The organism is Flavobacterium flavipigmentatum, assembly GCF_020911905.1.
Lineage (GTDB): Bacteria > Bacteroidota > Bacteroidia > Flavobacteriales > Flavobacteriaceae > Flavobacterium > Flavobacterium flavipigmentatum.
The window spans coordinates 1,907,259-1,931,195 of record NZ_CP087133.1; the positions used below are offsets into that span (position 1 = coordinate 1,907,259).

At 34.3% G+C, this 23,937-nt stretch carries 22 protein-coding genes; 17 read left to right on the forward strand and 5 right to left on the reverse strand.

The features are described from left to right. The first annotated feature begins 14 nt into the window (after positions 1 to 14). The 7 genes from LNP22_RS08630 (at position 15) to dnaG (ending at position 8,383) form a co-directional block, all read left to right on the forward strand. Complete coding sequence (locus LNP22_RS08630) at positions 15 to 992, forward strand: polyprenyl synthetase family protein (protein WP_229976177.1); 978 nt, start codon at positions 15 to 17, stop codon at positions 990 to 992. Between the two features lie 54 nt (positions 993 to 1,046). Next, positions 1,047 to 1,601: a LemA family protein gene (locus tag LNP22_RS08635; protein WP_229976178.1), complete on the forward strand. Its 555-nt coding sequence runs from the start codon at positions 1,047 to 1,049 to the stop codon at positions 1,599 to 1,601. A 12-nt stretch (positions 1,602 to 1,613) separates the two neighbouring features. Beyond that, the gene (locus LNP22_RS08640) at positions 1,614 to 3,530 is read left to right on the forward strand and encodes a DUF2207 domain-containing protein (RefSeq protein WP_229976179.1); all 1,917 of its coding nucleotides are present in this window, start codon (positions 1,614 to 1,616) and stop codon (positions 3,528 to 3,530) included. A 290-nt stretch (positions 3,531 to 3,820) separates the two neighbouring features. Next, positions 3,821 to 4,381 carry an RNA polymerase sigma factor gene (locus LNP22_RS08645; RefSeq protein ID WP_229976180.1) on the forward strand — a complete coding sequence of 187 codons (561 nt, stop codon included), beginning with the start codon at positions 3,821 to 3,823 and terminating at the stop codon, positions 4,379 to 4,381. After that, positions 4,368 to 5,087, forward strand: coding sequence for a hypothetical protein (locus tag LNP22_RS08650; RefSeq protein WP_229976181.1), 720 nt, complete (start codon positions 4,368 to 4,370; stop codon positions 5,085 to 5,087). Before LNP22_RS08645 ends, LNP22_RS08650 begins: the two co-directional genes overlap by 14 nt. A gap of 73 nt (positions 5,088 to 5,160) precedes the next feature. After that, entirely contained in the window at positions 5,161 to 6,192 is a 1,032-nt protein-coding gene (locus tag LNP22_RS08655; RefSeq protein WP_229976182.1) for a hypothetical protein, read from the forward strand. A gap of 130 nt (positions 6,193 to 6,322) precedes the next feature. Continuing rightward, positions 6,323 to 8,383, forward strand: a complete 2,061-nt coding sequence (dnaG, locus tag LNP22_RS08660; protein ID WP_229976183.1) for a DNA primase — start codon at positions 6,323 to 6,325, stop codon at positions 8,381 to 8,383. On the opposite strand, the gene LNP22_RS08665 is transcribed toward dnaG, so the two are convergent. Both LNP22_RS08665 and nadE read right to left on the reverse strand, forming a co-directional pair. Further along, entirely contained in the window at positions 8,380 to 9,009 is a 630-nt protein-coding gene (locus LNP22_RS08665; RefSeq protein ID WP_210664709.1) for a response regulator transcription factor, read from the reverse strand. The genes dnaG and LNP22_RS08665 overlap by 4 nt on opposite strands. Positions 9,010 to 9,101: 92 nt before the next feature. Further along, a complete protein-coding gene (nadE, locus tag LNP22_RS08670; protein ID WP_229976184.1) occupies positions 9,102 to 9,908 on the reverse strand; it encodes an NAD(+) synthase in 807 nt (268 codons plus the stop codon). 99 nt (positions 9,909 to 10,007) lie between these two features. On the opposite strand from nadE, the gene gldB reads away from it, so the two are divergent. Beyond that, positions 10,008 to 10,964: a gliding motility lipoprotein GldB gene (gene gldB / locus LNP22_RS08675; protein ID WP_229976185.1), complete on the forward strand. Its 957-nt coding sequence runs from the start codon at positions 10,008 to 10,010 to the stop codon at positions 10,962 to 10,964. Further along, positions 10,964 to 11,299: a gliding motility protein GldC gene (gldC, locus tag LNP22_RS08680; RefSeq protein ID WP_210664712.1), complete on the forward strand. Its 336-nt coding sequence runs from the start codon at positions 10,964 to 10,966 to the stop codon at positions 11,297 to 11,299. The genes gldB and gldC overlap by 1 nt, the downstream gene beginning before the upstream one ends. 68 nt (positions 11,300 to 11,367) lie before the next feature. On the opposite strand, the gene LNP22_RS08685 is transcribed toward gldC, so the two are convergent. Continuing rightward, positions 11,368 to 11,919, reverse strand: a complete 552-nt coding sequence (locus LNP22_RS08685; protein ID WP_229976186.1) for a hypothetical protein — start codon at positions 11,917 to 11,919, stop codon at positions 11,368 to 11,370. Positions 11,920 to 12,226: 307 nt separating this feature from the next. Here LNP22_RS08685 and LNP22_RS08690 point away from each other — a divergent pair, with 307 nt between their 5' ends. After that, complete coding sequence (locus tag LNP22_RS08690) at positions 12,227 to 14,014, forward strand: M43 family zinc metalloprotease (RefSeq protein ID WP_229976187.1); 1,788 nt, start codon at positions 12,227 to 12,229, stop codon at positions 14,012 to 14,014. A 212-nt stretch (positions 14,015 to 14,226) separates the two neighbouring features. Here the strand turns inward: LNP22_RS08690 and yihA are convergent, their stop codons facing one another. Together yihA and LNP22_RS08700 are read right to left on the reverse strand one after the other, a co-directional pair. Next, a complete protein-coding gene (yihA, locus tag LNP22_RS08695; RefSeq protein WP_210664715.1) occupies positions 14,227 to 14,847 on the reverse strand; it encodes a ribosome biogenesis GTP-binding protein YihA/YsxC in 621 nt (206 codons plus the stop codon). 41 nt (positions 14,848 to 14,888) lie between these two features. Further along, on the reverse strand, positions 14,889 to 15,653 hold the full coding sequence (locus LNP22_RS08700) for an alpha/beta fold hydrolase (RefSeq protein ID WP_229976188.1): 765 nt from the start codon (positions 15,651 to 15,653) through the stop codon (positions 14,889 to 14,891). A gap of 377 nt (positions 15,654 to 16,030) precedes the next feature. Between LNP22_RS08700 and LNP22_RS08705 the strand changes: the two genes are divergently transcribed. The 7 genes from LNP22_RS08705 to murD all read left to right on the forward strand — a co-directional run bounded on the left by LNP22_RS08705 (position 16,031) and on the right by murD (position 23,866). Beyond that, positions 16,031 to 16,504 carry a division/cell wall cluster transcriptional repressor MraZ gene (locus LNP22_RS08705; protein WP_210664717.1) on the forward strand — a complete coding sequence of 158 codons (474 nt, stop codon included), beginning with the start codon at positions 16,031 to 16,033 and terminating at the stop codon, positions 16,502 to 16,504. Next, a complete protein-coding gene (rsmH, locus tag LNP22_RS08710; protein ID WP_229976189.1) occupies positions 16,479 to 17,387 on the forward strand; it encodes a 16S rRNA (cytosine(1402)-N(4))-methyltransferase RsmH in 909 nt (302 codons plus the stop codon). The genes LNP22_RS08705 and rsmH overlap by 26 nt, the downstream gene beginning before the upstream one ends. 10 nt (positions 17,388 to 17,397) lie before the next feature. Further along, the gene (locus tag LNP22_RS08715; protein WP_210664719.1) at positions 17,398 to 17,745 is read left to right on the forward strand and encodes an FtsL-like putative cell division protein; all 348 of its coding nucleotides are present in this window, start codon (positions 17,398 to 17,400) and stop codon (positions 17,743 to 17,745) included. Continuing rightward, a complete protein-coding gene (locus LNP22_RS08720) occupies positions 17,736 to 19,742 on the forward strand; it encodes a penicillin-binding protein (RefSeq protein ID WP_229976190.1) in 2,007 nt (668 codons plus the stop codon). The genes LNP22_RS08715 and LNP22_RS08720 overlap by 10 nt, the downstream gene beginning before the upstream one ends. Further along, positions 19,739 to 21,202 (forward strand): UDP-N-acetylmuramoyl-L-alanyl-D-glutamate--2,6-diaminopimelate ligase, encoded by a 1,464-nt coding sequence (locus LNP22_RS08725; RefSeq protein WP_229976191.1) that lies wholly within the window; start codon positions 19,739 to 19,741, stop codon positions 21,200 to 21,202. Before LNP22_RS08720 ends, LNP22_RS08725 begins: the two co-directional genes overlap by 4 nt. A 102-nt stretch (positions 21,203 to 21,304) precedes the next feature. Further along, complete coding sequence (mraY, locus tag LNP22_RS08730; RefSeq protein ID WP_229976192.1) at positions 21,305 to 22,534, forward strand: phospho-N-acetylmuramoyl-pentapeptide-transferase; 1,230 nt, start codon at positions 21,305 to 21,307, stop codon at positions 22,532 to 22,534. Continuing rightward, the gene (gene murD / locus LNP22_RS08735; protein WP_229976193.1) at positions 22,535 to 23,866 is read left to right on the forward strand and encodes a UDP-N-acetylmuramoyl-L-alanine--D-glutamate ligase; all 1,332 of its coding nucleotides are present in this window, start codon (positions 22,535 to 22,537) and stop codon (positions 23,864 to 23,866) included. Positions 23,867 to 23,937 lie beyond the last annotated feature (71 nt).

Below are 23,937 nucleotides of genomic sequence, written 5' to 3' on the forward strand. Positions count from 1 at the left end.
CATTTGAAGCCGAAATGAATATTACTTCTCAAATAAAACAGCCCATCTTTAACGAGATGGAACTTTTTGAAAAAAAGTTCCACGAGTCAATGACTTCAAAAGTGGCTTTGTTAAACCGCATTACTTATTATATAGTCAACAGAAAAGGAAAACAAATGCGTCCGATGTTTGTTTTTTTAACAGCAAAAATGGTTTCTTCGGGAATTGTAAACGAACGTACTTATCGTGGTTCTTCGGTGATTGAGCTTATTCATACTGCGACTTTGGTACACGATGATGTAGTGGATGATAGTAATCGCCGCCGCGGATTTTTTTCTATAAATGCGCTTTGGAAAAACAAAATAGCGGTTCTGGTAGGCGATTATTTATTATCGAAAGGATTATTGCTTTCGATAGATAATGGCGACTTTGATTTACTTCGAATCATTTCGGTGGCTGTTCGAGAAATGAGTGAAGGTGAATTGCTTCAAATAGAAAAAGCTAGAAGACTTGATATTACCGAAGATATCTATTACGAAATCATCCGAAAAAAAACAGCGACACTTATAGCAGCTTGTTGTGCTTTAGGAGCAAAATCGGTCATTGAAGATGAGGTTCAGGTAGAGAATATGCGTAAATTTGGCGAGCTGATCGGAATGGCTTTTCAAATCAAAGATGACTTATTCGACTACAGCGAGGAAGCCATCGGTAAACCAACCGGAATCGACATAAAAGAGCAAAAAATGACTTTGCCTTTAATTCATGTTTTAAATACGTGTACGCCGCAGGAAAAAAAGTGGCTGATCAACTCGATCAAAAACCATAATAAAGATAAAAAACGCGTCAAAGAAGTCATTGCTTTTGTAAAAGACCATAATGGTTTGGCTTACGCCGAAAATAAAATGGTCGAATTTCAGCAAGAAGCACTTTCACTTTTAGAGCATTATCCAGATTCTGAATTTAAGAACTCTCTTATTTTGATGGTCAACTACGTAATCGAAAGAAAAAAATAATTCTGATATTTAATATTTTTATTGTTAAATTTGATTTTAATTTAATAATAAAATATGACCATTTTACTTGTAATAGTTGCTGTTCTAGTAGTTTTTGCTGCTTATCTGATAGTGATCTACAATAGTTTTGTAGCAAAAAGAAATAAAGTCGAAGAAGCTTTGAGCGGTATTGACGTTATCTTAAAAAAACGATTTGACTTAATTCCAAACCTCATAGAATCTGTAAAAGGATACTTAAATCACGAAAAAGAAACGCTCAGTAATATTGTAAATCTTCGTAATCAAGCTTTGGGTGTTAAGAATCCTGATGAAAAATTACAATTAGACAAACAACTTAATAATGCCGTGGGAACAATTTTTGCTCTTGCAGAAAGTTATCCTGACCTAAAAGCCAACACAAATTTTCTTAGTTTACAATCAGAATTGAGCGAAATTGAAACTGAAATCGAACGTTCAAAACGCTATTATAATGGTACTGTAAGAGAATACAATATCGCTGTTGAATCTTTTCCAGGTAATTTGGTTGCTAATTCTTTTGGTTTTCCTAAGAAAAATTTCCTCGAGTTACAAGATGAATCTCAAAGAGAAACTCCTAAAGTTCAGTTCTAAATTATTGTATATATGTTCCTGAAAAAAATATTTTTTGTTTTATTTTCATTTATACTTTATCAGTCTCAAGCGCAGGAAAGAATTTTAGATTTTGATGTTAAAGTTCAAATTGAGAAATCCGGATATATTCAGGTTATTGAGAATATAACCATAAAAGCAGAAGGAAATGTTTTCAGACATGGTCTTTTGAGGTTTTTTCCACTCACTCGTCCAGACAAAGATGGCAATCAAATTGATGTAAAATATTCAATAAATTCTATTAAAAAAGATGGGTCGATCGAAGATTATTTCACAAAAGAAGAAGGAGGTAATTGGAAAATTTATATCGGAAATAAGGATGTTGAATTAGAAAATGGAATTTATAAGTATCAAATTAGTTATAATGTTCCTTTTCAAATTGGATATTTCGATCATTATGATGAGCTGTATTGGAATGTAACTGGAAATCGCTGGGATCTTCCTATTGATAAAGTAACGTGTCAATTGTATCTCCCATCAGAAAATAATAAATTCGAAAATTTACATTGTTATACGGGTTCAGTAGGATCTACAGCTTCAAATTGTATTGGTTCTTTAAATTCAAATAATTCGATTGTTACTTTTTCGGCGGTAAATCTTAGACAAAATGAAGGTCTTACCGTTGCCGCCTCATTTGAAAAAGGAATTGTAGATCCGCCAACTTTTACTCAAAAATCAGCTTCTTATTACAAACTGATAAAAATGTATCTGTGGTCGGTTGTTTTTGTAATTGGGATGTCGCTTTTTTTCTTTTTTAATTGGAGAAAACATGGAAAAGATCCCTCTAAAAAAACGGTGATTCCCGAATTTGTGCCTCCTTTTAATTGGTCACCTGCTTTAGTAGGATATGTGTATTTTAAAGAAGCGAAGGATAAGATATACATGGCATCACTTATAAATACGGCGGTAAAAGGAGCGATTAGACTTTCTTCGACTTTAGAAAGTGGCATATTTACTAACAGTAAAAAATATGAAATCGAAATTTTAGATAAAGAAGTAAAAACATTAAGTGAAGAGGAATCAGATATAATAGTCGGTTTTTCGCAAAAAAATAAAATAAAAGTTCAGGATTCCAATTATAAGATTTTTGATAGGGCGTATTCTAAATGGCTCAAAACGGTAAAGAAGCAGATAAATCTAGAAGAATATTATCAAAACAACACGCGAAAAAAATGGATTGGTTTTGCCATCTTATTAATTGCAGGATTGGCTTATGAGATGTTTTCTAAAAACAAAGGATACATCAATTATGGTTTTTATATTGGATTGATTACCGCATTGTCTGGATTGACTTATTGGTTTTCGATAAAAGTAGAATCGGTAGGTGTACAAATTTTAAGAGGTCTTTTGGCTTTCTTTATTTTTATACCAGCAGTTGCACTATTTTTTATGTCACTTGGTTTTTTAGAAACAATTCAATTTTTTGTGATGCTTGTTGTTATCTTGCTGTATATCTTTTATGTATGGAATTTAGGAAAATTTACAGAAAAAGGGGCAGAAGCACTTGAAAGATTAGAAGGATTTAAACTTTATCTTGAAACGGCAGAAAAAGATAGAATGAATATGTTGAATCCGCCTGAATTGACACCACAATTATTTGAAAAATTATTTCCCTATGCAATAGCTTTAGGAGTAGAATTAGAGTGGGGAAAACAATTTGAAGAAGTTTTAGAGTTAGCAAAATACAATCCAGAGTGGTATCAGGGCAATGATGATGACTTTTATAGGCGACCAACAATGTTTTTATCAGGCTTTGGAAGTTCTGTACAGGCTGCAGGAGTTGATCCTACGTCTTCGAGCACATCAAGTTCATCCTCTTCTTCTGGTAGTAGTGGAAGCTGGAGCAGCGGAAGCTCTGGTGGAGGAAGTTCTGGCGGTGGCGGTGGCGGCGGTGGTGGTGGCGGATGGTAAAACTCGTCTCGAAATGACTGTTTTTTAAAAATATTTTAAGTAAAAAGACCTTGCAATAGTTTTATAGCAAGGTTTTTTTATTGTGTTTTTTCTCTGTTATAGTTGAATGCTGTTTTTTTTTAAATTAAAATTAAGGATTTAATTAATTTAAAATCAATGTATTGTGTTTTTTTTAGTTGAATTTTTGAATTTTTTATTGATTTTTTTTCATCCAGATGCAACCATTTTACAACTTCAATCGTCTATGCTAATAGAAGTCTGTTACTAAACCAAAACCAGAACGCTTATTAATGAAAATTATTCATTTACATCAACAAGAAACCGAACTTATAAAGTTGGCTGTCGAAAATAACCGACAAGCACAACAGCAGATTTATAGTAGGTTTTCTCCGAAGATGCTGAGTGTTTGCCGACAATATATAAAAGACATTCAGTTGGCCGAAGATGTTATGATTACGGCTTTTATGAAGGTGTTTACCAATTTAAACAAATTCGAAAACAAAGGAAGTTTTGAAGGCTGGATTCGCAGAATTATGGTTAACGAATGTATATCGTATTTAAGAGTTCAGAAGAAAGTAAAATTTGCTGAAGATGAAATTTATACAGAAGAAAGTTTTAATGAAATTGACAGCCAGTTTACGATAGATCAAATTCAGTTTTTAATTGATGCTTTGCCAGACGGATATAAAATGGTTTTCAATTTATACGCTATTGAAGGTTACAAACACAATGAAATTGCCAAGATGTTAGGAATCAATGAAGGAACATCAAAATCGCAATTATCGCACGCACGCAAAATGCTGCAAACACAAATTACTATTTTAAAAAAACAAGATAATGGAACCGAATAATTTTGAAAAGGATTTCCGTAAAAAACTAAATCAACGCACAATAGCACCTAGCGATAAAGCCTGGGACCGACTAGATGCAATGTTGAGTATTGTCGAAGAAAAAAAATCGCCAGTTCGATCATTTCCAACTGCGAAAAAAAGGGGGCTTTATGTAGCTGCCAGCCTTGTTGGGTTTTTATTGCTTGGAACTTTCTTCTTTCAACAAAAAAAAGATGCAGTAGAAATACCAAAAAACAATGTCGCTGTTGAAGAAAATAGTCAAAATGATTCGGTTATTAAACCAGTTTTATATACAAATGATTCAGATAAAATTTCAATAGCGAGCAGAGAAGAGGCATTCGAAAAAAAATCAAGTCAAAAAGAAAACCAAAATTCAAATCAATCAATAAAAAAAGAGCAAAATCAAGTAGCGGAGTCTTCAATCATCAAAAACAATCAAGAAAAACAATCCATTAACAATCAAAATTCAATGGTCGAAACTTCAAAAAGTGAAAGTGAAGATCAGTTGTTATCCTCAGCCAAAGAGCCTATGGTGGTAGAGCATTTGGCTAAACCAAAAACGAAAATAAAAATTAATGCTAACGATTTACTCGATCAGGTAGATGGCGAATTGGAGCTTTCGTTTAGAGAAAAAATAATTACCAAAGTCAATAAAAATTACCAAACGGTAAAAGTAGCGCTGGCCAATAGAAATCAACAAGAATAAATTTAGACATCAATTTTAATTAGAATTAGAACAAACAATCATCAAATCATCAACAATCATTAAAAAATCAATCGTGAAAAATTTTACCATTTACCTCGTTATTTTAGTTTTTTTATTTGTCAGTAAAGTGTTAGGTCAGGAAACATTTGAATCCAAAGCAAAAAAAATTGGCGATAAAATAGAGAAAATTACCAAAGAAGAGAAAGAAACATTAAAAGAAGAAGTAGAAGCTGTCAATGTTCAGTTGTCTGAAGGAAAAATCACAAAAGAGCAAGCGGATAAGCGTAAAAAAGAATTGGCAGAGGCCAGAGCCGTTATTATCGAGGAAAAAGTTACGCTGGCGCAAAACGAACTCAGCGATTTGGTACAGCAAAAAGTAGAGGGAAAAATTAAATCAGAAGATGGAAAACATTCCTACACCTTCAACTGGAACAGTAAAAATAGAGACAACGATTCGATACGTGGCGAGCGCAGAACTACTTCGCAATTTGTATTTGCGGCAGGTTTAAACAATATGATGGTCGACGGAAAGCTTCAGGATGCTAAGTACCGTTTTACAGGTTCACATTTTTATGAGTGGGGGCTGACTTACAATTCGAGGATTTTGAAAGAAAATAATTTGTTGCATGCCAAATACGGACTTTCGGTGATGTACAATAATATTCGCCCAACAGATAATAAAAGTTTTGTAGTCAATGGCGATCAGACAGATTTGCTTACAAACCCTGTACATCTTAAAGAATCTCGTTTTAGAAATGTGTATTTGGTTGCGCCGGTACATTTAGAATTTGATTTTTCGAAAGACGGACACAATGGCGATAAGCGCTATTTTAGAACGCATCAGGGATTTAGAATGGGGTTTGGAGGTTACGCGGGAATCAATGTAAAATCAAAGCAAATTTTAGAATATGAATCTGGCGATTTGAAAAGTACAGAGAAAACAAAAGGAGATTTTAATGTCAATAATTTTATCTATGGCCTGAGTTCGTATATCGGGTACGGATCAACAAGTTTGTATTTAAAATATGATTTGAATCCTGTGTTTAAAGATAATCTGGTAGACGAAAAAAATATTTCGTTAGGAATTCGTTTCGACTTGAATTAAAAAACAAGTTTGAATTAGTTAATTGTAAAAGTGCTTCAAAAGAGGCACTTTTTTTATTTAAAATCCTCCAATTTTCAAGAAGGATTTGCGTATTTTTGCAGGCTTTCAATTTTAATAAATATTTTACGTTTTGATTTCACAAAATACAATTGATACTGTTTTTGAAACTGCTCGAGTAGAGGAGGTTATTGGTGATTTTGTCAATTTAAAACGAGCAGGAAGTAATTTCAAGGGATTGAGTCCGTTCTCTGATGAGCGTTCGCCATCGTTTATGGTTTCGCCTGTCAAGCAAATCTGGAAAGATTTTAGTACTGGAAAAGGAGGAAATTCTGTTAAATTCCTAATGGAGCATTCGCAGTTTACCTATCCAGAAGCCATTCGATATCTGGCCAAAAAATACAATATCGAAATTGAAGAAACCGAACAAACAGACGAAGAAAAAGCCATAACAGATGTGCGTGAAAGCATGTATCTGGTTTCTGAATTTGCTGCCAAATATTTTCAGGATGTCCTTTTAAATTCTGAAGAAGGCAAGGCAATTGGTTATTCTTATTTTAAAGAAAGAGGTTTTACCAACGAAACCATCAAAAAATTTGGCTTAGGATATTCTCCTGAAACTTGGGATGCTTTTACAAAAGAAGCATTAGGAAAAGGCTATCAATTAGAGTTTTTAGAAAGTACAGGATTAACCATTGCGAGAGAAGATCGTCCGTTTGATCGTTTCAAAGGACGTGTCATGTTTCCTATACAGAGTATGTCTGGCCGCGTTTTGGGTTTTGGAGGTCGTATTTTAACCAATGATAAAAAAGCGGCCAAATACCTCAATTCTCCGGAAAGTGATATTTACCATAAAAGTAAAGTGCTTTACGGAATTTTTCAGGCCAAACAATCAATAGCCAAACAAAATAATTGTTATTTGGTAGAAGGTTACACCGATGTCATTCAGTTTAACCAGGCCGGAATTGAGAATGTGGTAGCGTCTTCAGGAACTGCTTTAACACCAGATCAGATTAGGTTAATCAATCGTCTGACAAGAAATATAACCGTACTTTTTGACGGTGACGCTGCAGGACTGCGTGCTTCTATACGGGGAATTGATTTGATTCTTGAAGAAGGAATGAACGTAAGAGTTTGCAGTTTTCCTGATGGAGAAGACCCGGACAGTTTTGCTAGAAAAAATTCTCATGATGATTTAGTAGCTTATTTAGAAGAAAATAGTAAAGATTTTATACAGTTTAAAGCTTCTATCTTGATGGGAGATGCTAAAAACGATCCTATAAAAAAAGCCGATTTGATTCGCGATATGGTCAATAGTATTTCTAAAATTCCAGATCGTATTCAACGCGAAATTTATATTCAGGAATGTGCCAGAATTATGGATATTTCTGAGCAGGTTTTGATGAGTACTTTGGCGCAGCTGATTCAAAAAGATATTGCAGAAGCAAATAAAAAGCAAAAGCAGGATCAAAAACCTTTTGAAGTTCATAGAAATCAAAAACCAAAAAATACTGGTTTTTCTGGAGGAGATCCTGACGATCCAAGAGTAGGGCCGCCGGAAGATTATCCGGGAGAGTCTGGGTATATAAAAGAACCCGCAGAAAAAGTTGATATTTTATATCGTTTAGAACGAAAAGTAATCGAAATATTACTCCTTTACGGAGATAAAACCGAGGAATTTGAAGACGTACTTTTGAAAGCAAACGAAGAAGGCGAAATTGAATTTATTACCGAAAAAAAAGAGTATAAAGTTTTTGAAAGAATTTATCTGAGTTTGCAAGAAGATGAGGTAGAGCTTTCGAATGCTTTATTTAGGGATATTTTTACCGATTTGATTGGGTTTTACAACCAAAGTGAAAAATTTAGTTTAGAGCAGTATTTAATGCGTTTGCAACCTGATTTTGCTCAGGAAGTAACCGATATTTTGATGGAAGACGAAAAAGTATCGTTACACAATTGGGAAGGGCAGAATATTTTTGCAAAAGACAAACAAGCTTCTATTGGTCAGTATGTTTCTGAGACGATTTTGTCTATGCGATGGTTTTTGGTCGATCGAATTATCGAAGAATTAAAAAGCTCTATACAACCTGATAATTCAGATAATACAGAGCTTTTGTCTATGGTTGTTGATTACTCAAAATTAGTCAATTCTTTTTCGAAAAAACTAGGAAGAGTAATGTCGCGATACCATTAAATAATCTCTAAAGTCTTTGCTTTATTTACTAAATCTACTAAGTTAGTAACATTCAATTTAGTCAACAATCGTAACTTGTACGTACTGATTGTTTTTTCGTTTAAACTTAAGATTTTAGAAATCTCATTGTTCTTTTTACCATCACTTAGGTAACGTAAAACTTCAATCTCGCGATTAGAAAGTTTTCTGTACAAACGTTCGCTCTTGCTTTGTTTAGCAATAAGGGCCATGTTTTTGCGAACGGTCTCGTTGATGATAATTTTTCCTTCTTGAACCTTGATAATTGAAATACCTAAGGTTTCTAATTTTTCAGTTTTGTGCACGTATCCTGATACACCAGCTTTAATGGCATTGGGAGCGTACATTTGCTCGGCAAGATCACTGAAAATTACAATTTTTGTTTTTGGAAAGCTTTTCAGTACAGATTTTACTTCAAATATACTCGAAAGACCTTCTAATTCCAGATCTAGAATTAGGATATCGATCTCCTTCGTTTGAAGAATATCTTTTACCATTGAAAAATTTCCTACGTTGGCAACGATCGAAATCTGATCGTGGTCTTTAAAATACGACTTTACGCCAAAGTGAGTCACAGGATGGTTGTCTGCTAGACATACTTTAATCATAGTTTTTACCTTTTTTAGAATTAATCATGTTTTTGGAGCTGTAAAATTAATAAATAAATTCTGTAATTAATTCTCTAAAAGTGTTAAAAATATTATTTTAACGTTTTTGGTATCAAACAAACGGGTATTGGCTCCATTTTATGCTTGTTGTTGGTGTTTAAACGTTTATAAATTTCAAAGACAGTTTTTTCTCTCTCTTTATAGTCAGATGCTGTGTTTCCTGACTCCGAGGCAAGCATTGCCCATTCAAGTTCATCATAACTGGCTCCTAATTGTTCTTCATCGGTTCTGTGGTCACCAAATAATCCATCTGTAGGAGCTGCTGTTAAAATTGATTTCGGAACCTCCAAAAAAGCTCCTAAAGCATACACATCTGATTTCATTAAGTCAGCAATCGGACTCAAATCGACACCTCCATCTCCATATTTAGTATAAAAACCAACACCAAAATCTTCTACTTTGTTTCCAGTTCCGGCTACCAAAAGACCATGAATTCCTGCTAAGTAATATAAAGAAGTCATTCTTAAACGGGCTCTTGTATTGGCCAAAGACAGATGCATCTTGGCTTCATCAGTCGTAACGGGCATTGTGTCCTTAAAAGCTCCAAAAGCGGCCGTTAGATCTGTTTCTATACTCGAAACGTTCGGAAAACGCTGTTTCAATTGTTCAATGTGCTCTTTTGCTCTTGTTACATGGCTTTCGGCCTGGTGGATGGGCATTTCTACGCATAAAACCTTAAAACCTGTTTGCGCGCATAAAGTAGAAGTAACAGCAGAGTCAACTCCGCCAGAAATTCCGATCACAAAACCATTCACTTTTGCATTGTTAGCATAATTTTTTAACCACTCTACAATGTGAGTATTTACTTTTTCTGTCTGAATAGTACTTTTTTTAGCCATAATAATTCATGTTTTAAGATGCAGGGATGTATATTTGCAAAAATATTTTAAGTATTCAATTACTTAACAATATAGCAACACAAATCTAATTAAAATAAAATGAAAATTTATCGCTTTGTAGTGGTTCTGTGCTTGTTTTTTTTGTCCTGTGATCAAAAAACTAAAGTAGAAAAAGCAGTAGAAGAAATTCCGGTTGATATTAAAGTAGAACGGTTTGATAAAGTTTTTTTTGAAGCTAAGCCAGAAGATTTAGCCAAAGTAAAAAAACAATATCCTATCTTTTTTCCTCCGGGAAATGAGGATGCGGTGTGGCTAAGTAAAATGCAGGATCCGCTTTGGAGAGAAGTGTATACCGAAGTGCAAAAAAAATACAATAATTTCGAACCGGTTCGTCAGGAATTCAATGCCTTGTTTCAGCATATGAAATATTATTTTCCAAAAACCAAAACGCCAAAAGTAATCACCGTTATTGGCGAGATGGATTATAATACCAAAGCTATTTATGCAGATGATCTTGTGGTAATTGCATTGGAATTGTATTTAGGAAAAGAACATAAATTTTATGAATTTCCGAATTATTTGAAGCAAAATTTTGAAGAAAGACAGATCATGCCCGATGTGGTTGCCAGTTTTGCATTCAGAAATATTCCTCCTTTTCCTGATAAGACTTTGCTGTCTCAAATGATTTTTGAAGGAAAACAATTGTATACCAAAGATTTATTGTTGCCTTCGTATACAGATGCAGAAAAAATGGGTTACACGCCCGAGCAAATAAAGTGGTGCGAAGAAAATGAATCGTATATGTGGCGTTATTTTATAGAAAGTGAAATGTTGTTTAGCGCAGATCCTAAATTAACGACCCGATTTATGACTCCGGCACCGTTTTCTAAGTTTTATTTAGAAATAGACAATGATAGTCCGGGAAGAGTTGGCGCCTGGATTGGATGGCAAATTGTGCGTTCTTACATGAAAAATACTAATGCTACCTTGCCAGAATTGTTAAAAACCAACGCAAAAGAAATATTTGAAAAATCAAAATACAAACCTAAAAAGTAATGTCAGATACCAGAAACTCAGAAATTAGATTCAATATAGAATTAGACGAAAACCGCGTTCCGGAAAAATTATCGTGGAGTGCGCAGGACGGCGGAGTAGAAGCTGAAGAAGCCAAAGCGATTATGCTCTCAATTTGGGATAGCAGAGCCAAAGAAACCATGCGTATTGACTTGTGGACGAAAGATATGCCTGTAGACGAAATGAAAATTTTCTTTCATCAGACCTTGGTTGCTATGTCGGACACTTTTAGACGTGCTACCGATGACGAAAAAATGTCGGATACCATGAAAGATTTTTGTGATTATTTCGCTGAAAAATTAGAACTGACGAAGTAATTTAAAATCAAATAAAAAAAATTCAAATTCCAACTTAAATAATCTGGAATTTGGATTTTTCTATTTTGTTATTTAATCGATCTTTTCTTCAGGTCTTTAAAAATTCGTTTTAAAGCTCCCAGCATCAACTTATTTGCATTTTTGTAGAATGTTACATTGTCTATAAGCTTGCTTGATTTTTCTGTTTCCCACATTGATTTTGTATTTCCTTTGTGAGTGATACCTACTACATTTTGGGAATAAATGATTTGCTGCAAGTTCAAATCGTAAATTTCCAAAATTACAACGGCCTCATTTTTCCCTGACTCACTATCATCCTGATAAAGCTCTATGGTAGAAAAGTCACTTTTATTTTTCTTGGTTGAGATATTAATAAAAAAGTCAAAACCAGTTCCGTCTTTAAGTTCTTTTAGCTTGACACGATTAGGATTCAAATGAATTTTTCGTGTCACCAATAATCCATTGACGTCATTAATATAAAACAATCTGTCTCCTAAGCTTTTTCTAAAAAACGCTAAAGATTCTGAAGTCATTTTATCTTTAGAATTTTTGGGACAATCTAATTCATTCAAAAGCCACTTTCCCGATGAAAAATCAACTCCTGTTCTTTGTCCGGTCATGAACATGTAGCTTGATGATTGGCAAGAGGATAGAATTAAGAGAAAAAGAAATAGGACGGGTCTTAAATGCTTCATACATTGTATTTGATTGGCTTCAAATGTAGTTTAAAAAAGTTTTGTTTTAATTTATTGCCACTATTTTCTTGAAGATTTTAACTACAAAAAAAAATCAAATTCAATTTTTTATCTTATCTTTGTTTGTAAGTTTAAGATTATAAATTTAGATTAAAAAACACTAATTTTGTAAGAACTCTTATTTTTATTAGGGTTTGAGTAACTTCATTATGGACTTTTATAATTTATTATCATGAAAAAATATTTACTCATTATTGCTTTTGGAACATTTTTTTTCTCCAATGCGCAAAAAAACTTTTGCCTTACTGATCAAGTGCAAAAAGAACAAGAAACAAAAGATCCTTCATTAAAAGAAAAAAGAGAAGCCAATGAAGCCAAATTGCGCTCTGTTGATTCCCGAAAGTTCTTAAAATCAAAAGGTGCTACAGTTGAGGCAAATGGAAAATATACTGGAACAATTTACACCATTCCTGTGGTTGTACACATTATAGTTCCTAACAACGAGGCCATTGGCACACAGTTTAATCCTTCGGATGCACAAGTCCAAACATGGATTGATAATACCAATAATATCTTGGCTACAACGTATGGAGGAACTATTTTTCCAGAAGGAACAGGACCTAATGCGGGTACAGTAATGCCTTTTCAATTGGTATTGGCTAAAAGAACCGAAACATGTAATGCGACTACAGGAATTGAAAGGTATTATCCTACAACAGCTGAGCTTCCAAATTATTCAGCCAATGGTGTTAGAGATACTGGTGTAACTGCAAGTCAAATTACTGCTTTTGCTCCACATTGGAAAGAATCATCATATTATAACATATATATTGTAAATACTATTGGTGACGGAGGAACGGGGTTTGCGGGTTTTCCATTTTCTTCTGATAGTGGCTATCATGCCTTTATGACTTATAAAGTAGCTACTAGTACTGATTTTTTTAATATTGGAATTTTTCCTCATGAATTGGGACATTCAATAGGTTTAATTCATACTTTTGAGGGAAGTGATCCTAATGCTACGGTTAAAGTTTGTCCTGTTAATAACGATTGTACTACAGATAATGACAAAGTTTGTGATACCTCTCCTAATACTGCTTATCTCAATCCTCTTCCAGATAATACCATTATTAATCCTTGTACAGGAAGTAATTATGATGGAATACAATACAATATGATGAGCTACAATCAAAACAGTAAATTTACTCCAGGACAAAGAGATAGAGCTCTTTTGCAATTTTTAACCAACAGAGAAAATCTAACCAAATCTTTAGGGGCTACTCCTTTAGCAGATAATTCTGGCGGAGGGACGCTGAAAGCTACAACTTGTATAATTGTCGATCCAATTACTTCTTTTAATTATGCAGAAGGACCTAAATTAGTTTCGTTAGGAAGTATAAATAATACGAGTGAATCAAGAAGCGTTTCTAATCATAAGTTTTATATTGATTATTCTTCTCAAAATTGTATTAATCCTTCTGTATATACTGATCTTACGGTAGCACAAACTTATACCTTACAAGTTAGTATAGAAGTAAATTCTCAATATATCCAAGCCTGGATAGACTATGACAACAGTGGTACTTTTGAAGCTTCTGAACTCGTAGCAAATTCTGTTACCAAAGTACCTAAAAACACTACTTGGGCTGCGAATATTATTCCACCTGCAACAGCAATACTTAATACTCCTTTGAGATTCAGAGTAAGAGCAAGTGAAGAAACTGGAGCATGTACTACTCCCGCCTATGGTCAGGTTGAAGATTACAAAGTAACTTTAAAACCTTCAACTATTTTAAGTACTAACGAACAAAAAGCTGATAGTAAATTCGTTATTGGTTATTCTAAAAATGATAACAAATTAATCAGCAACAAAACGATTGGTAACTATAAAATATATGATATGTCTGGTAAATTAATTCAAAAAGGGACAAATAATTCAAAAGAAGTTAATTTAACTTTTAGTCAATCAGGAGTTTACATTATTGTGGTCAATTCTTATAGTATTAAATTCAATAAATAAAAAATGGTGTAAAATGAAAAGGCTGTAAATTTTTTTCTACAAAATTCTTCTATACTTCAATTGATATCACAATCTGGAAATCATCATTTGCTTTTGGAGAAAAAAGAAAAGTATTTTGATCTTTGGAGGAAGCAAAGTTTAGTATAATTAAAAAATCCCAAATTCCAGTTTTAAAGCTTGAAATTTGGGATTTTTTATTGATGTTTTAAAATTTAAAACTCGCTATTATTCTTAAAAACGTCTTGATTTACTTCGTCTATATAGCTTAAAAGAGCTTCTTTTCCAGTGCCTTCTGTAGAAGAAGTTACAAAGTACTGGGGCATCTCTTCCCAGTTGTTGGCCATCATTTGTTTCTTGTAGGCTGCAATATGCGAGTCAACTTTAGTCTTGCTAATTTTGTCGGCTTTGGTAAAAATGATACAAAACGGAATCTCGCTTTCGCCCATATACGACATAAATTCGATGTCTATATTTTGTGCCTCGTGTCGAATATCAATTAAAACAAAAGCACAAACCAATTGTTCTCTGGTTTCAAAATAATCGGTAATAAATTGTTGAAAAACTGATTTTGTCTTTTTTGAAACCTTGGCATATCCATAACCCGGCAAATCGACCAAAAACCAATTGTTATTTATTTTAAAGTGATTGATCAATTGTGTTTTTCCAGGTCGGCCAGAAGTTTTGGCCAAACTTTTATGGTTGGTAATCATATTGATCAATGACGACTTACCTACATTTGACCTTCCAATAAAAGCATATTCCGGCAAAAAATCTTTGGGACATTTTGACACATCAGAATTACTAATGATAAATTCGGCGGTATTAATTTTCATGTTTTTTGGTTTTAAAACCTCCTTAAGTCGAAAGTTGAATGCTATAAATTGGTCTTAGTAAGCCATTCTTCAAGAATAGTATTAAATTCCTGAGGGTGTTCCATCATAGCGGCATGTCCACATTTGTCTATCCAATATAATGTTGAATTAGGTAATAATTTATTAAAATCTTCGGCCACATTTGGAGGCGTAACAGCATCGTTTTTACCCCAAATAATACAAGTATCTACAGTCATTTTTGGCAAATCTTTGGCCATATTATGACGTATTGCACTTTTGGCAATAGTAAGTGTTTTGATTAGTTTAATACGGTCGTTTACCGTAGCATATACTTCATCTATAAGTTCCGGAGTCGCTATTTTAGGATCGTAAAATACGGCTTCAGCTTTCTTTTTTATGTATTCGTAATCCCCTCTTTTTGGGTAGCTGTCGCCCATCGCACTCTCGTAAAGGCCAGAGCTTCCGGTAATTATAAGTCCTGCAACTTTCTCTGGGTACAATTTAGTATGATAAAGAGCGATATGACCTCCTAAAGAGTTTCCTAACAAAATCACTCTGTCGAAACCTTTAAAAGTAATAAAATCTTTTACGTATTTCGCAAAGCTTTTTACGTTGGTTTTTAAGATGCTCTGGGTGTAAATTGGCAAATCCGGAATCACAACTTTGTATCCTTTCGTTGGAAAATAGGCGGCAACTGCGTCAAAATTACTAAGACCTCCCATTAGGCCGTGTAAAATAACGATAGGAGTTCCCTCTCCAGCTTCATAATAGCTGTATTTACCTTCTTTTTTGTAATGTTTATCCATTTAATTTAATGCCAATTTCAATTTCGACAAATATAGGGTTTAATACATAAAAATGAATTTTTGAAAACCTTTTTTAACTACATAATTTTTTATCGATCATTAAATGCTTAAAAATCAGTTGTGTTTTGACTTTTGAATAGTATTCTTTACTGTTAAAATAATAATCAAAAATTAATTTTTTTAAGAGAATATAGAAAGCTTTTTTCGATTATTTAAGCAATTCATAGTATAAACTAATAATTGGCTAATGTTCTGATTGTCCAAAAATTAGGATTCTGGGGGTAAAAGTGGTTAAACTTATTAACAAAGTGGTATATAGTGGTAAAATGTGGTAATATTTTTTATATTTTTGCTGTATAACATTTTAATACATTTTCTTGAACACAATTGTAGGAACATACGAGTGTAAAGTTGATGCTAAAGGGAGGCTGCTAATGCCAGCGCCCCTAAAAAAGCAATTGGCTTCTTCTCTTCAGGACGGATTCGTCTTGAAGCGCTCTGTTTTTCAGCCTTGTTTAGAATTGTATCCAATGGAAGAATGGAACTTGATGATGCAAAAAATCAACAAGCTAAATCGCTTTGTAAAAAAGAACAATGACTTTATCCGAAGATTTACGGCTGGTGTAAAAGTGGTAGAAATTGATGCATTAGGAAGATTGTTGGTTCCGAAGGATTTGGTAGCATTTTCGGGTATCTCGAAAGATGTGGTTTTTTCATCTGCAGTTAATATTGTCGAAATTTGGGATAAAGATTTATACGAAAAATCAATAAGCGGCGAAGATATGGATTTTGCAGATCTGGCCGAAGAAGTAATGGGAAATATTAATGACGACGACAATGGAATATCATAATCCGGTTTTACTTCATCCTACAGTTGATGGTTTAAATATTAAACCCGACGGTATTTATGTAGATGTAACGTTTGGCGGCGGAGGTCATTCAAAAGAAATTTTGAAAAGATTGGGGCCAAACGGAAAATTATTTGCTTTTGATCAGGATGAAGATGCGCTTGCCAATGCACTCCCAGATGAAAGGTTCACCTTAATTAATGATAATTTTAGATTTATAAAAAGATTTTTACGTTTTCACGGAATAAAAAGTGTTGACGGAATTTTGGCCGATTTAGGTGTTTCATCGCATCAGTTTGATGTTCCTGAAAGAGGTTTTTCGACCCGTTTTGATGCCGATTTGGACATGCGCATGAGTCAGAAAAATGATTTAAATGCCTATCGAGTGGTTAACGAATATGATGAAGCCAACTTAAGAAGAGTGTTTTTGGATTACGGGGAATTGAAAAACGCACCCGTTTTGTCAAGAACAATTATAGAAGCAAGAGAAAATCATCCTATCAAAACCACAGATGAATTGAAAGATGTATTAGCGAAATTCTTACCGGAAAGGGTTCGAAATAAAATATTGGCTCAAATTTATCAGGCGATTCGTATCGAGGTAAATCAGGAAATGGATGTGCTGAAAGAGTTTATCGAGCAATCCCTTGAGATTTTAAATCCAGGAGGGAGGTTTTCGGTGATTTCGTATCATTCTTTGGAAGATCGACTGGTAAAAAGATTTATCAAAAACGGAATGTTTGAAGGGGAACCAGAGCGCGATTTTTATGGGAATTTTTCGGTTCCGTTTAAAACCATCGGAAAATTAATTGTTCCGGATGATGCCGAAATCAAAATGAATAACAGAGCAAGAAGTGCAAAATTGAGAATTGCCGAAAAAATATAAATAGTTTGTAATGAAGAGCGGAGTATTTGACATCTTAAAAGCCAGATTTCTTATCAATGATGATGCGGTAAAAAACTGGCGTTTCATTGTTTTTATCATCCTGCTTGCTATAATAATGATTGCCAATACGCAGCGATACGAGCAAAAGGTTTTTGAAATAGCCAAACTGAACAATGAAGTAAAAGAATTGCGGTCAGAATTTGTAGACCGACGCTCTGAATTAATGAAATTAAAAATGGAGTCAACCATATCGGATAAAATGCTCGAAAAGCAAATTTTTCCATCAACAGTGCCTCCTGTAAAAATAGAAGTTAAAAAAGAAGAAGAAAAAAGTTTCTTTAAAAGAATATGGCAGTAGACGATAAACATATATCCTACAGAATTTACCTCGTAGCAGTTTTCATCTTTGTGATGGCAATTGCTATTGTCGTTAAATTGACCAATATTCAGTGGATTGAGGGAGATTATTACAGAAAATTAGCCAAACAGCGTACGGTTAGAAATTTTGTAATTCCAGCTAATAAAGGAAATATTTATTCGGCAGATGGAAGTTTGCTGGCAACTTCGATTCCAAATTATGAAATTCGTTTTGATTCGCAAGCGCCAAAAACAGAGACTTTTGAGAAAAATGTAAAACCATTGGCAGATTCTTTGACATCTGTTTTAGGAAAATCAAGTAGTTATTTTCAGAATGAATTAAGAAAAGCCCGAGCAAATAAAAATCGTTATTATTTGATTGCTAGGAATTTAAGTTACACAGAATATGTAAAAATAAAAGGTTTTCCATTGTTCAAATTAGGGGCATTCAAAGGCGGTGTAATCATTGAGCAAGAAACGGTAAGAGAGCATCCAATAGGAAAAATTGCTGAGAGAACAATTGGTTACGATCGAGTTGATCCGGCAACTGGAGTAGAGGTTGGAAAAGGAATCGAGTGGGCTTTTAAAAGTTATTTGAACGGAAAAGACGGTAAAATTTTAAAACAAAAAATAGCCAAAGGGCAATGGAAACCTATTCGTGATGTAAACGAAGTAGATCCTCAGGATGGTTTTGATGTGATTTCGACTCTTGATGTATTTATTCAGGATATCGCACACCATGCACTCTTGAAACAATTGCAAGAATATGAAGCCGATCACGGTTGTGTTGTGGTGATGGAAACCGAAACAGGTCATGTAAAGGCAATTGCTAATCTAGGAAGAGCAGATGACGGCTCTTATTATGAAACGACCAATTATGCGGTAGCAGAATCTCATGAGCCGGGTTCTACTTTTAAATTAGTCGATTTAATGGCTATTTTAGAAGATAAAGTAGCAGATACAAGTACTGTTTATGATACACATGGAGGAGTAGTTAAGTATTACGGAAGGTCTGTTCGTGATTCGCACATAGGAGGTTACGGAAAAATATCGTTGGCAAGAGGATTCGAACTTTCTTCAAATACGGTAATGGCCCAGGCAGTTTATCAAAACTATAAAAATAATCCGAAGAAATTTGTAGATCATATTAGAAGTTTTGGGTTGAATAAAACTTTAGGATTACATTTTAAAGGTGAAGGAAAAGCGGTAATTCCGTATCCGGGAGAAAAAGGTTGGTCTGGTATTTCACTTCCGTGGATGGCTTTTGGTTATGAAGTTTCGGTAACACCAATGCAAACCTTGACTTTTTATAATTCGGTAGCGAATAATGGTGTAATGGTAAAACCACAATTTGTTTCAGAAATCAAAGAGTGGAATAAAACCATTAAAAAGTTTGATGTAGAGGTTATTAACCCAAAGGTTTGTTCGCCGGAAACCATCAAAAAATTAAAAGCAGTACTGTTAAATGTGGTTAAGAAAGGTACTGGTTCTAAATTATACTCGAAAGATTTTTCGATGGCAGGAAAAACAGGGACAGTTCAGGTAAATTACGGAAAAGCAGGTAAAGAAGGCTTGTATTATGCGTCCTCTTTCGTGGGGTATTTTCCGGCAGATCATCCCAAATATTCTTGTATTGTGGTGGTACATAAACCTAATACGGCAAAAAACAATTATTACGGAGCAGATGTCGCCGGGCCGGTTTTTAAGCGTATTGCCCAAAAAATATTTACTGATGCACCATCGACAAATCAGATAAAAAATTTAGAAAAAAGAATCCCAAAGCAGGATAATAGTTATGATAATTACACTGCGCAAGTCAATAAAAAACACAAGAGTATTCCCAATTTAAAAGGAATGCCTGGCATGGATGCTATTGCTTTGCTTGAAAATTTAGGTTTAAAGGTAAAAGTAAACGGCGTAGGAAAAGTGAAGAATCAATCGATTCAGGCGGGACAAAATATTGTAAAAAATACAACCATAGTTTTAGAATTATCGTGAAAATATTAAAAGACATATTATATAAAGTAGCTATCGAATCTGTAACGGGTTCGACGGATATTGCCATTCATAAAATTGATTTTGATTCGAGAAAAATAGAAGAAAACGATCTTTTTGTTGCCATTCGCGGATCACTTTCTGATGGGCATGATTTTATCGAAAAAGCGATTCAGTTAGGTGCAACTGCGATTATTTGCGATACTTTGCCGGAAAAATTAGAAAAAGGAATTACCTATATAAAAGTACAAGATACCAATGCTGCATTGGCTTTTATGGCGGCTAATTTTTTTGAAAATCCTTCTGAAAAGTTAAAATTGGTAGGTGTAACGGGGACAAACGGAAAGACAACTATTGCGTCATTATTGTTTCAATTGTTTGAAAACGCTGGTTTTAAAGTTGGTTTGCTGTCAACTGTAAAAATCATGGTCGATAAGATAGAATATAAAGCGACACATACTACGCCGGATTCTATTACGATCAATTATTATTTGAATGAAATGGTCAAAGCTGGCGTAACACATTGTTTTATGGAAGTGAGTTCACACGGGATTCATCAAAAAAGAACAGAAGCGTTGCATTTTGTTGGCGGGATTTTTACAAATCTGTCGCATGACCATTTAGATTACCATCCCACATTTGCAGAATACAGAGATGTAAAAAAATCATTTTTTGATTCGTTGCCTAAAACTGCTTTTGCGTTATCGAATAGTGATGATAAAAATGGAGCGGTAATGTTGCAAAATACTGTAGCCAGAAAACGTACGTATGCGCTTAAAACCTATGCAGATTTTAAAGCCATTATTTTAGAAAGCCAAATGTCTGGTTTGTTATTGAAGGTAAACGAGAACGAAGTTTGGGTAAAACTAATCGGGACTTTTAATGCATACAATGTGTTAGCTATCTACGGAACTGCGATAGAATTAGGAATGGATAGCCTTGAGGCTTTGCGATTGTTATCTGATTTGGAGAGTGTTTCAGGGCGTTTTCAGTATATAATTTCCGAGAGTAATATTACGGCAATCGTTGATTATGCTCATACTCCGGATGCGCTAGAGAATGTTTTGAAAACCATCGAAGATGTCCGTACCAAAAACGAGCAATTGATAACGGTTGTGGGATGCGGAGGAAACAGAGACAAAACAAAGCGTCCTATAATGTCCAAAATTGCTACAGATCTTAGCGATAAAGCGATTTTAACTTCGGATAATCCGAGAAACGAAAATCCGGAAGTCATTTTGGATGAAATGGAAATGGGAGTAGAACCGCAGAATTACAAAAAAATGCTGAGAATCACCGATCGAAAACAAGCCATAAAAACAGCTTGCCAATTGGCACAGTCTAACGATATTATTCTGATTGCAGGCAAAGGACACGAGACCTATCAGGAAGTAAACGGAGTTCGCCATCATTTTGATGATATGGAAACGGTGAAAGAAATTTTAGAACAATTAGGAAAATAAAAAAGTTTAATCGGTTAATTGATTATTCGTTTAGTCGAATAATTATTAAATCAAAAACTTGCGAATAAACAAATTAACGATTAACCAGATAAACCAAGATATATGTTATACTATTTATTTGAATATTTAGACAAAACATTAGACCTGCCAGGAACGGGAGTTTTTCAGTACATCACTTTTAGATCGGCACTGGCATTGATGCTCTCATTGCTTTTGTCAACGATTTACGGAAAAAGAATTATCAATTTTTTGAGAAGTCAGCAAGTTGGTGAGACTGTTCGTGAGCTTGGTCTTGCAGGTCAAAATGAAAAAGCAGGAACACCAACAATGGGGGGACTGATCATCATTTTTGCAACGCTGGTACCTGTTTTGTTATTTGCCCGTTTGCATAATATCTATATCGTATTGCTTATTGTTACCACTCTTTGGATGGGAACGATTGGTTTTATTGACGATTATATCAAAATATTCAAAAAAGACAAACAAGGACTTAAAGGAATTTTTAAGGTAATCGGACAAGTTGGTTTGGGAATAATAGTAGGAACGGTGCTTTATTTTAATCCCGCAGTGACTGTTAGAACCGATACAGGAAGATCAGATATTTATAAAACAACCAATACAACGGTGGTTTTGCCTGCTCCTGTAGAAGAAAAATCGACAGCGACGACCATTCCTTTTGTAAAAAACAACGAATTTGATTATGCTGAAATATTGGCTTTTACAGGTGAAGGATACGAAAAATGGGCTTGGCTAATTTTTATTCCGGTAGTAATTTTTATCATAACAGCGGTTTCAAATGGAGCTAATTTAACAGACGGTATCGATGGTCTCGCAGCAGGAACATCTGCAATATCGGTCCTCGCGCTCGGGATTTTTACCTTCGTTTCGGGAAATATTATTTTTTCTAATTATCTGAATATAATGTATATCCCCAATTCTGGAGAAATGACGGTTTTTATATCTGCTTTTGTTGGTGCGCTAATCGGATTTCTGTGGTACAATTCGTTTCCGGCATCAGTTTTTATGGGAGATACAGGAAGTTTAACTATCGGCGGAATCATTGCAGTTTTGGCAATTGCAGTTCGAAAAGAAATATTAATTGTTCTCTTTGGAGGAATCTTTTTGGCAGAAAGCGCTTCTGTAATTCTACAGGTGGCTTACTTTAAATACACCAAAAAACGTTTCGGAGAGGGCAGAAGAATTTTCTTGATGTCGCCTTTACATCACCATTATCAGAAGAAAGGATACCATGAAAGTAAAATCGTAACCCGTTTTTGGATTGTTGCTATCATGTTGGCCATATTATCAATTGTGACCTTAAAACTACGATAGATGAGGCTGGTTATTTTAGGTGGAGGAGAAAGCGGTGTAGGTACTGCTATTCTGGGAAAGAAAAAAGGATACGATGTTTTTGTATCGGATTTTGGAAAGATAAAAGAAAGTTATAAAGAAGTTCTTATTATTAATGGAATTGACTGGGAGGAAGAAAAACATACCGAAGACCTGATTTTGAATGCCGATGTTGTCATGAAAAGTCCAGGGATTCCAGAGAAATCTCCGATAGTAAAAAAGCTTATTGCCGCTGGAATAAAAGTGATTTCGGAAATCGAATTTGCAAAATCTTTTACCAAAGCTTTAACAATAGGAATAACGGGTAGTAACGGTAAAACCACCACCACAATGCTTACCCATCATCTGTTAAAATCCGCTGGGCTAAATGTAGCGCTGGGAGGAAACATCGGAAAAAGTTTTGCATGGCAAGTGGCCGAAGACAAATACGATGCCTATGTGCTTGAGTTAAGCAGTTTCCAGCTGGACGGAATCATAGATTACAGACCGGATATTGCCATTATTACCAATATTAGTCCGGATCATTTAGACCGGTACGAATACAAATATGAAAATTACATCAATTCTAAATTTAGAATAACGATGAATCAGACGGAGAGCGACTACCTTATTTATGATGCAGATGATGAGGCAATCGCAGGATGGTTACAGAGTAACAAAACAAAAGCAAAATTAATCCCTTTTTCATTGTCTAAAGAATTCAATGAAGGGGCTTCTATAAAAGACAATAAAATGGAAATAAAGATTAACCAAGAAGAGTTTACAATGGAAACAGAATACATTGCGTTAGAAGGAAAACATAATATGAAAAACGCAATGGCAGCAAGCTCTGTAGCAAAATTGATGCAAATTAGAAATGCAACAATTCGCGAAAGTTTATCTAATTTTCAAGGTGCTGAACACCGTTTAGAAAAAGTACTGAAAATTCAGAATGTGCAATATATCAACGATTCAAAAGCTACGAATGTAAACGCTACTTTCTTTGCTTTAGATAGTATGAATGTGCCAACGGTCTGGATTGTAGGTGGTGTTGATAAAGGAAATGATTACAACGAATTGATGTCATTGGTTCGCGAAAAAGTAAAGGCAATTATCTGCCTTGGTGTTGATAATCATAAAATTATAAGTGCTTTTGGTGATGTTGTAGATATCATGGTTGAAGTCAATAATATGAAAGATGCTGTAAAAACAGCACAACGCTTAACCGAAAAAGGTGATGCGGTTTTATTATCACCGGCTTGCGCAAGTTTCGACTTATTCGAAAATTACGAAGACAGAGGAAAGCAGTTTAAACAAGCGGTGCAAAATTTATAATTTTAGATTTTAGAGTTCAGATTTTAGATTTCTCTAAACTTTGAATTCAAAATATAGTAAGTTCTTTGGGT

Coding starts and splice junctions, on each gene's coding strand:
- LNP22_RS08630 (WP_229976177.1), top strand. CDS start 15: ATGAATATTACTTCTCAAATAAAACAGCCCATCTTTAACGAGATGGAA.
- LNP22_RS08635 (WP_229976178.1), top strand. CDS start 1,047: ATGACCATTTTACTTGTAATAGTTGCTGTTCTAGTAGTTTTTGCTGCT.
- LNP22_RS08640 (WP_229976179.1), top strand. CDS start 1,614: ATGTTCCTGAAAAAAATATTTTTTGTTTTATTTTCATTTATACTTTAT.
- LNP22_RS08645 (WP_229976180.1), top strand. CDS start 3,821: ATGAAAATTATTCATTTACATCAACAAGAAACCGAACTTATAAAGTTG.
- LNP22_RS08650 (WP_229976181.1), top strand. CDS start 4,368: ATGGAACCGAATAATTTTGAAAAGGATTTCCGTAAAAAACTAAATCAA.
- LNP22_RS08665 (WP_210664709.1), bottom strand. CDS start 9,009: ATGATTAAAGTATGTCTAGCAGACAACCATCCTGTGACTCACTTTGGC.
- nadE (WP_229976184.1), bottom strand. CDS start 9,908: ATGGCTAAAAAAAGTACTATTCAGACAGAAAAAGTAAATACTCACATT.
- gldB (WP_229976185.1), top strand. CDS start 10,008: ATGAAAATTTATCGCTTTGTAGTGGTTCTGTGCTTGTTTTTTTTGTCC.
- gldC (WP_210664712.1), top strand. CDS start 10,964: ATGTCAGATACCAGAAACTCAGAAATTAGATTCAATATAGAATTAGAC.
- LNP22_RS08685 (WP_229976186.1), bottom strand. CDS start 11,919: ATGACCGGACAAAGAACAGGAGTTGATTTTTCATCGGGAAAGTGGCTT.
- LNP22_RS08690 (WP_229976187.1), top strand. CDS start 12,227: ATGAAAAAATATTTACTCATTATTGCTTTTGGAACATTTTTTTTCTCC.
- yihA (WP_210664715.1), bottom strand. CDS start 14,847: ATGAAAATTAATACCGCCGAATTTATCATTAGTAATTCTGATGTGTCA.
- LNP22_RS08700 (WP_229976188.1), bottom strand. CDS start 15,653: ATGGATAAACATTACAAAAAAGAAGGTAAATACAGCTATTATGAAGCT.
- rsmH (WP_229976189.1), top strand. CDS start 16,479: ATGACGACGACAATGGAATATCATAATCCGGTTTTACTTCATCCTACA.
- LNP22_RS08715 (WP_210664719.1), top strand. CDS start 17,398: ATGAAGAGCGGAGTATTTGACATCTTAAAAGCCAGATTTCTTATCAAT.
- LNP22_RS08720 (WP_229976190.1), top strand. CDS start 17,736: ATGGCAGTAGACGATAAACATATATCCTACAGAATTTACCTCGTAGCA.
- mraY (WP_229976192.1), top strand. CDS start 21,305: ATGTTATACTATTTATTTGAATATTTAGACAAAACATTAGACCTGCCA.
- murD (WP_229976193.1), top strand. CDS start 22,535: ATGAGGCTGGTTATTTTAGGTGGAGGAGAAAGCGGTGTAGGTACTGCT.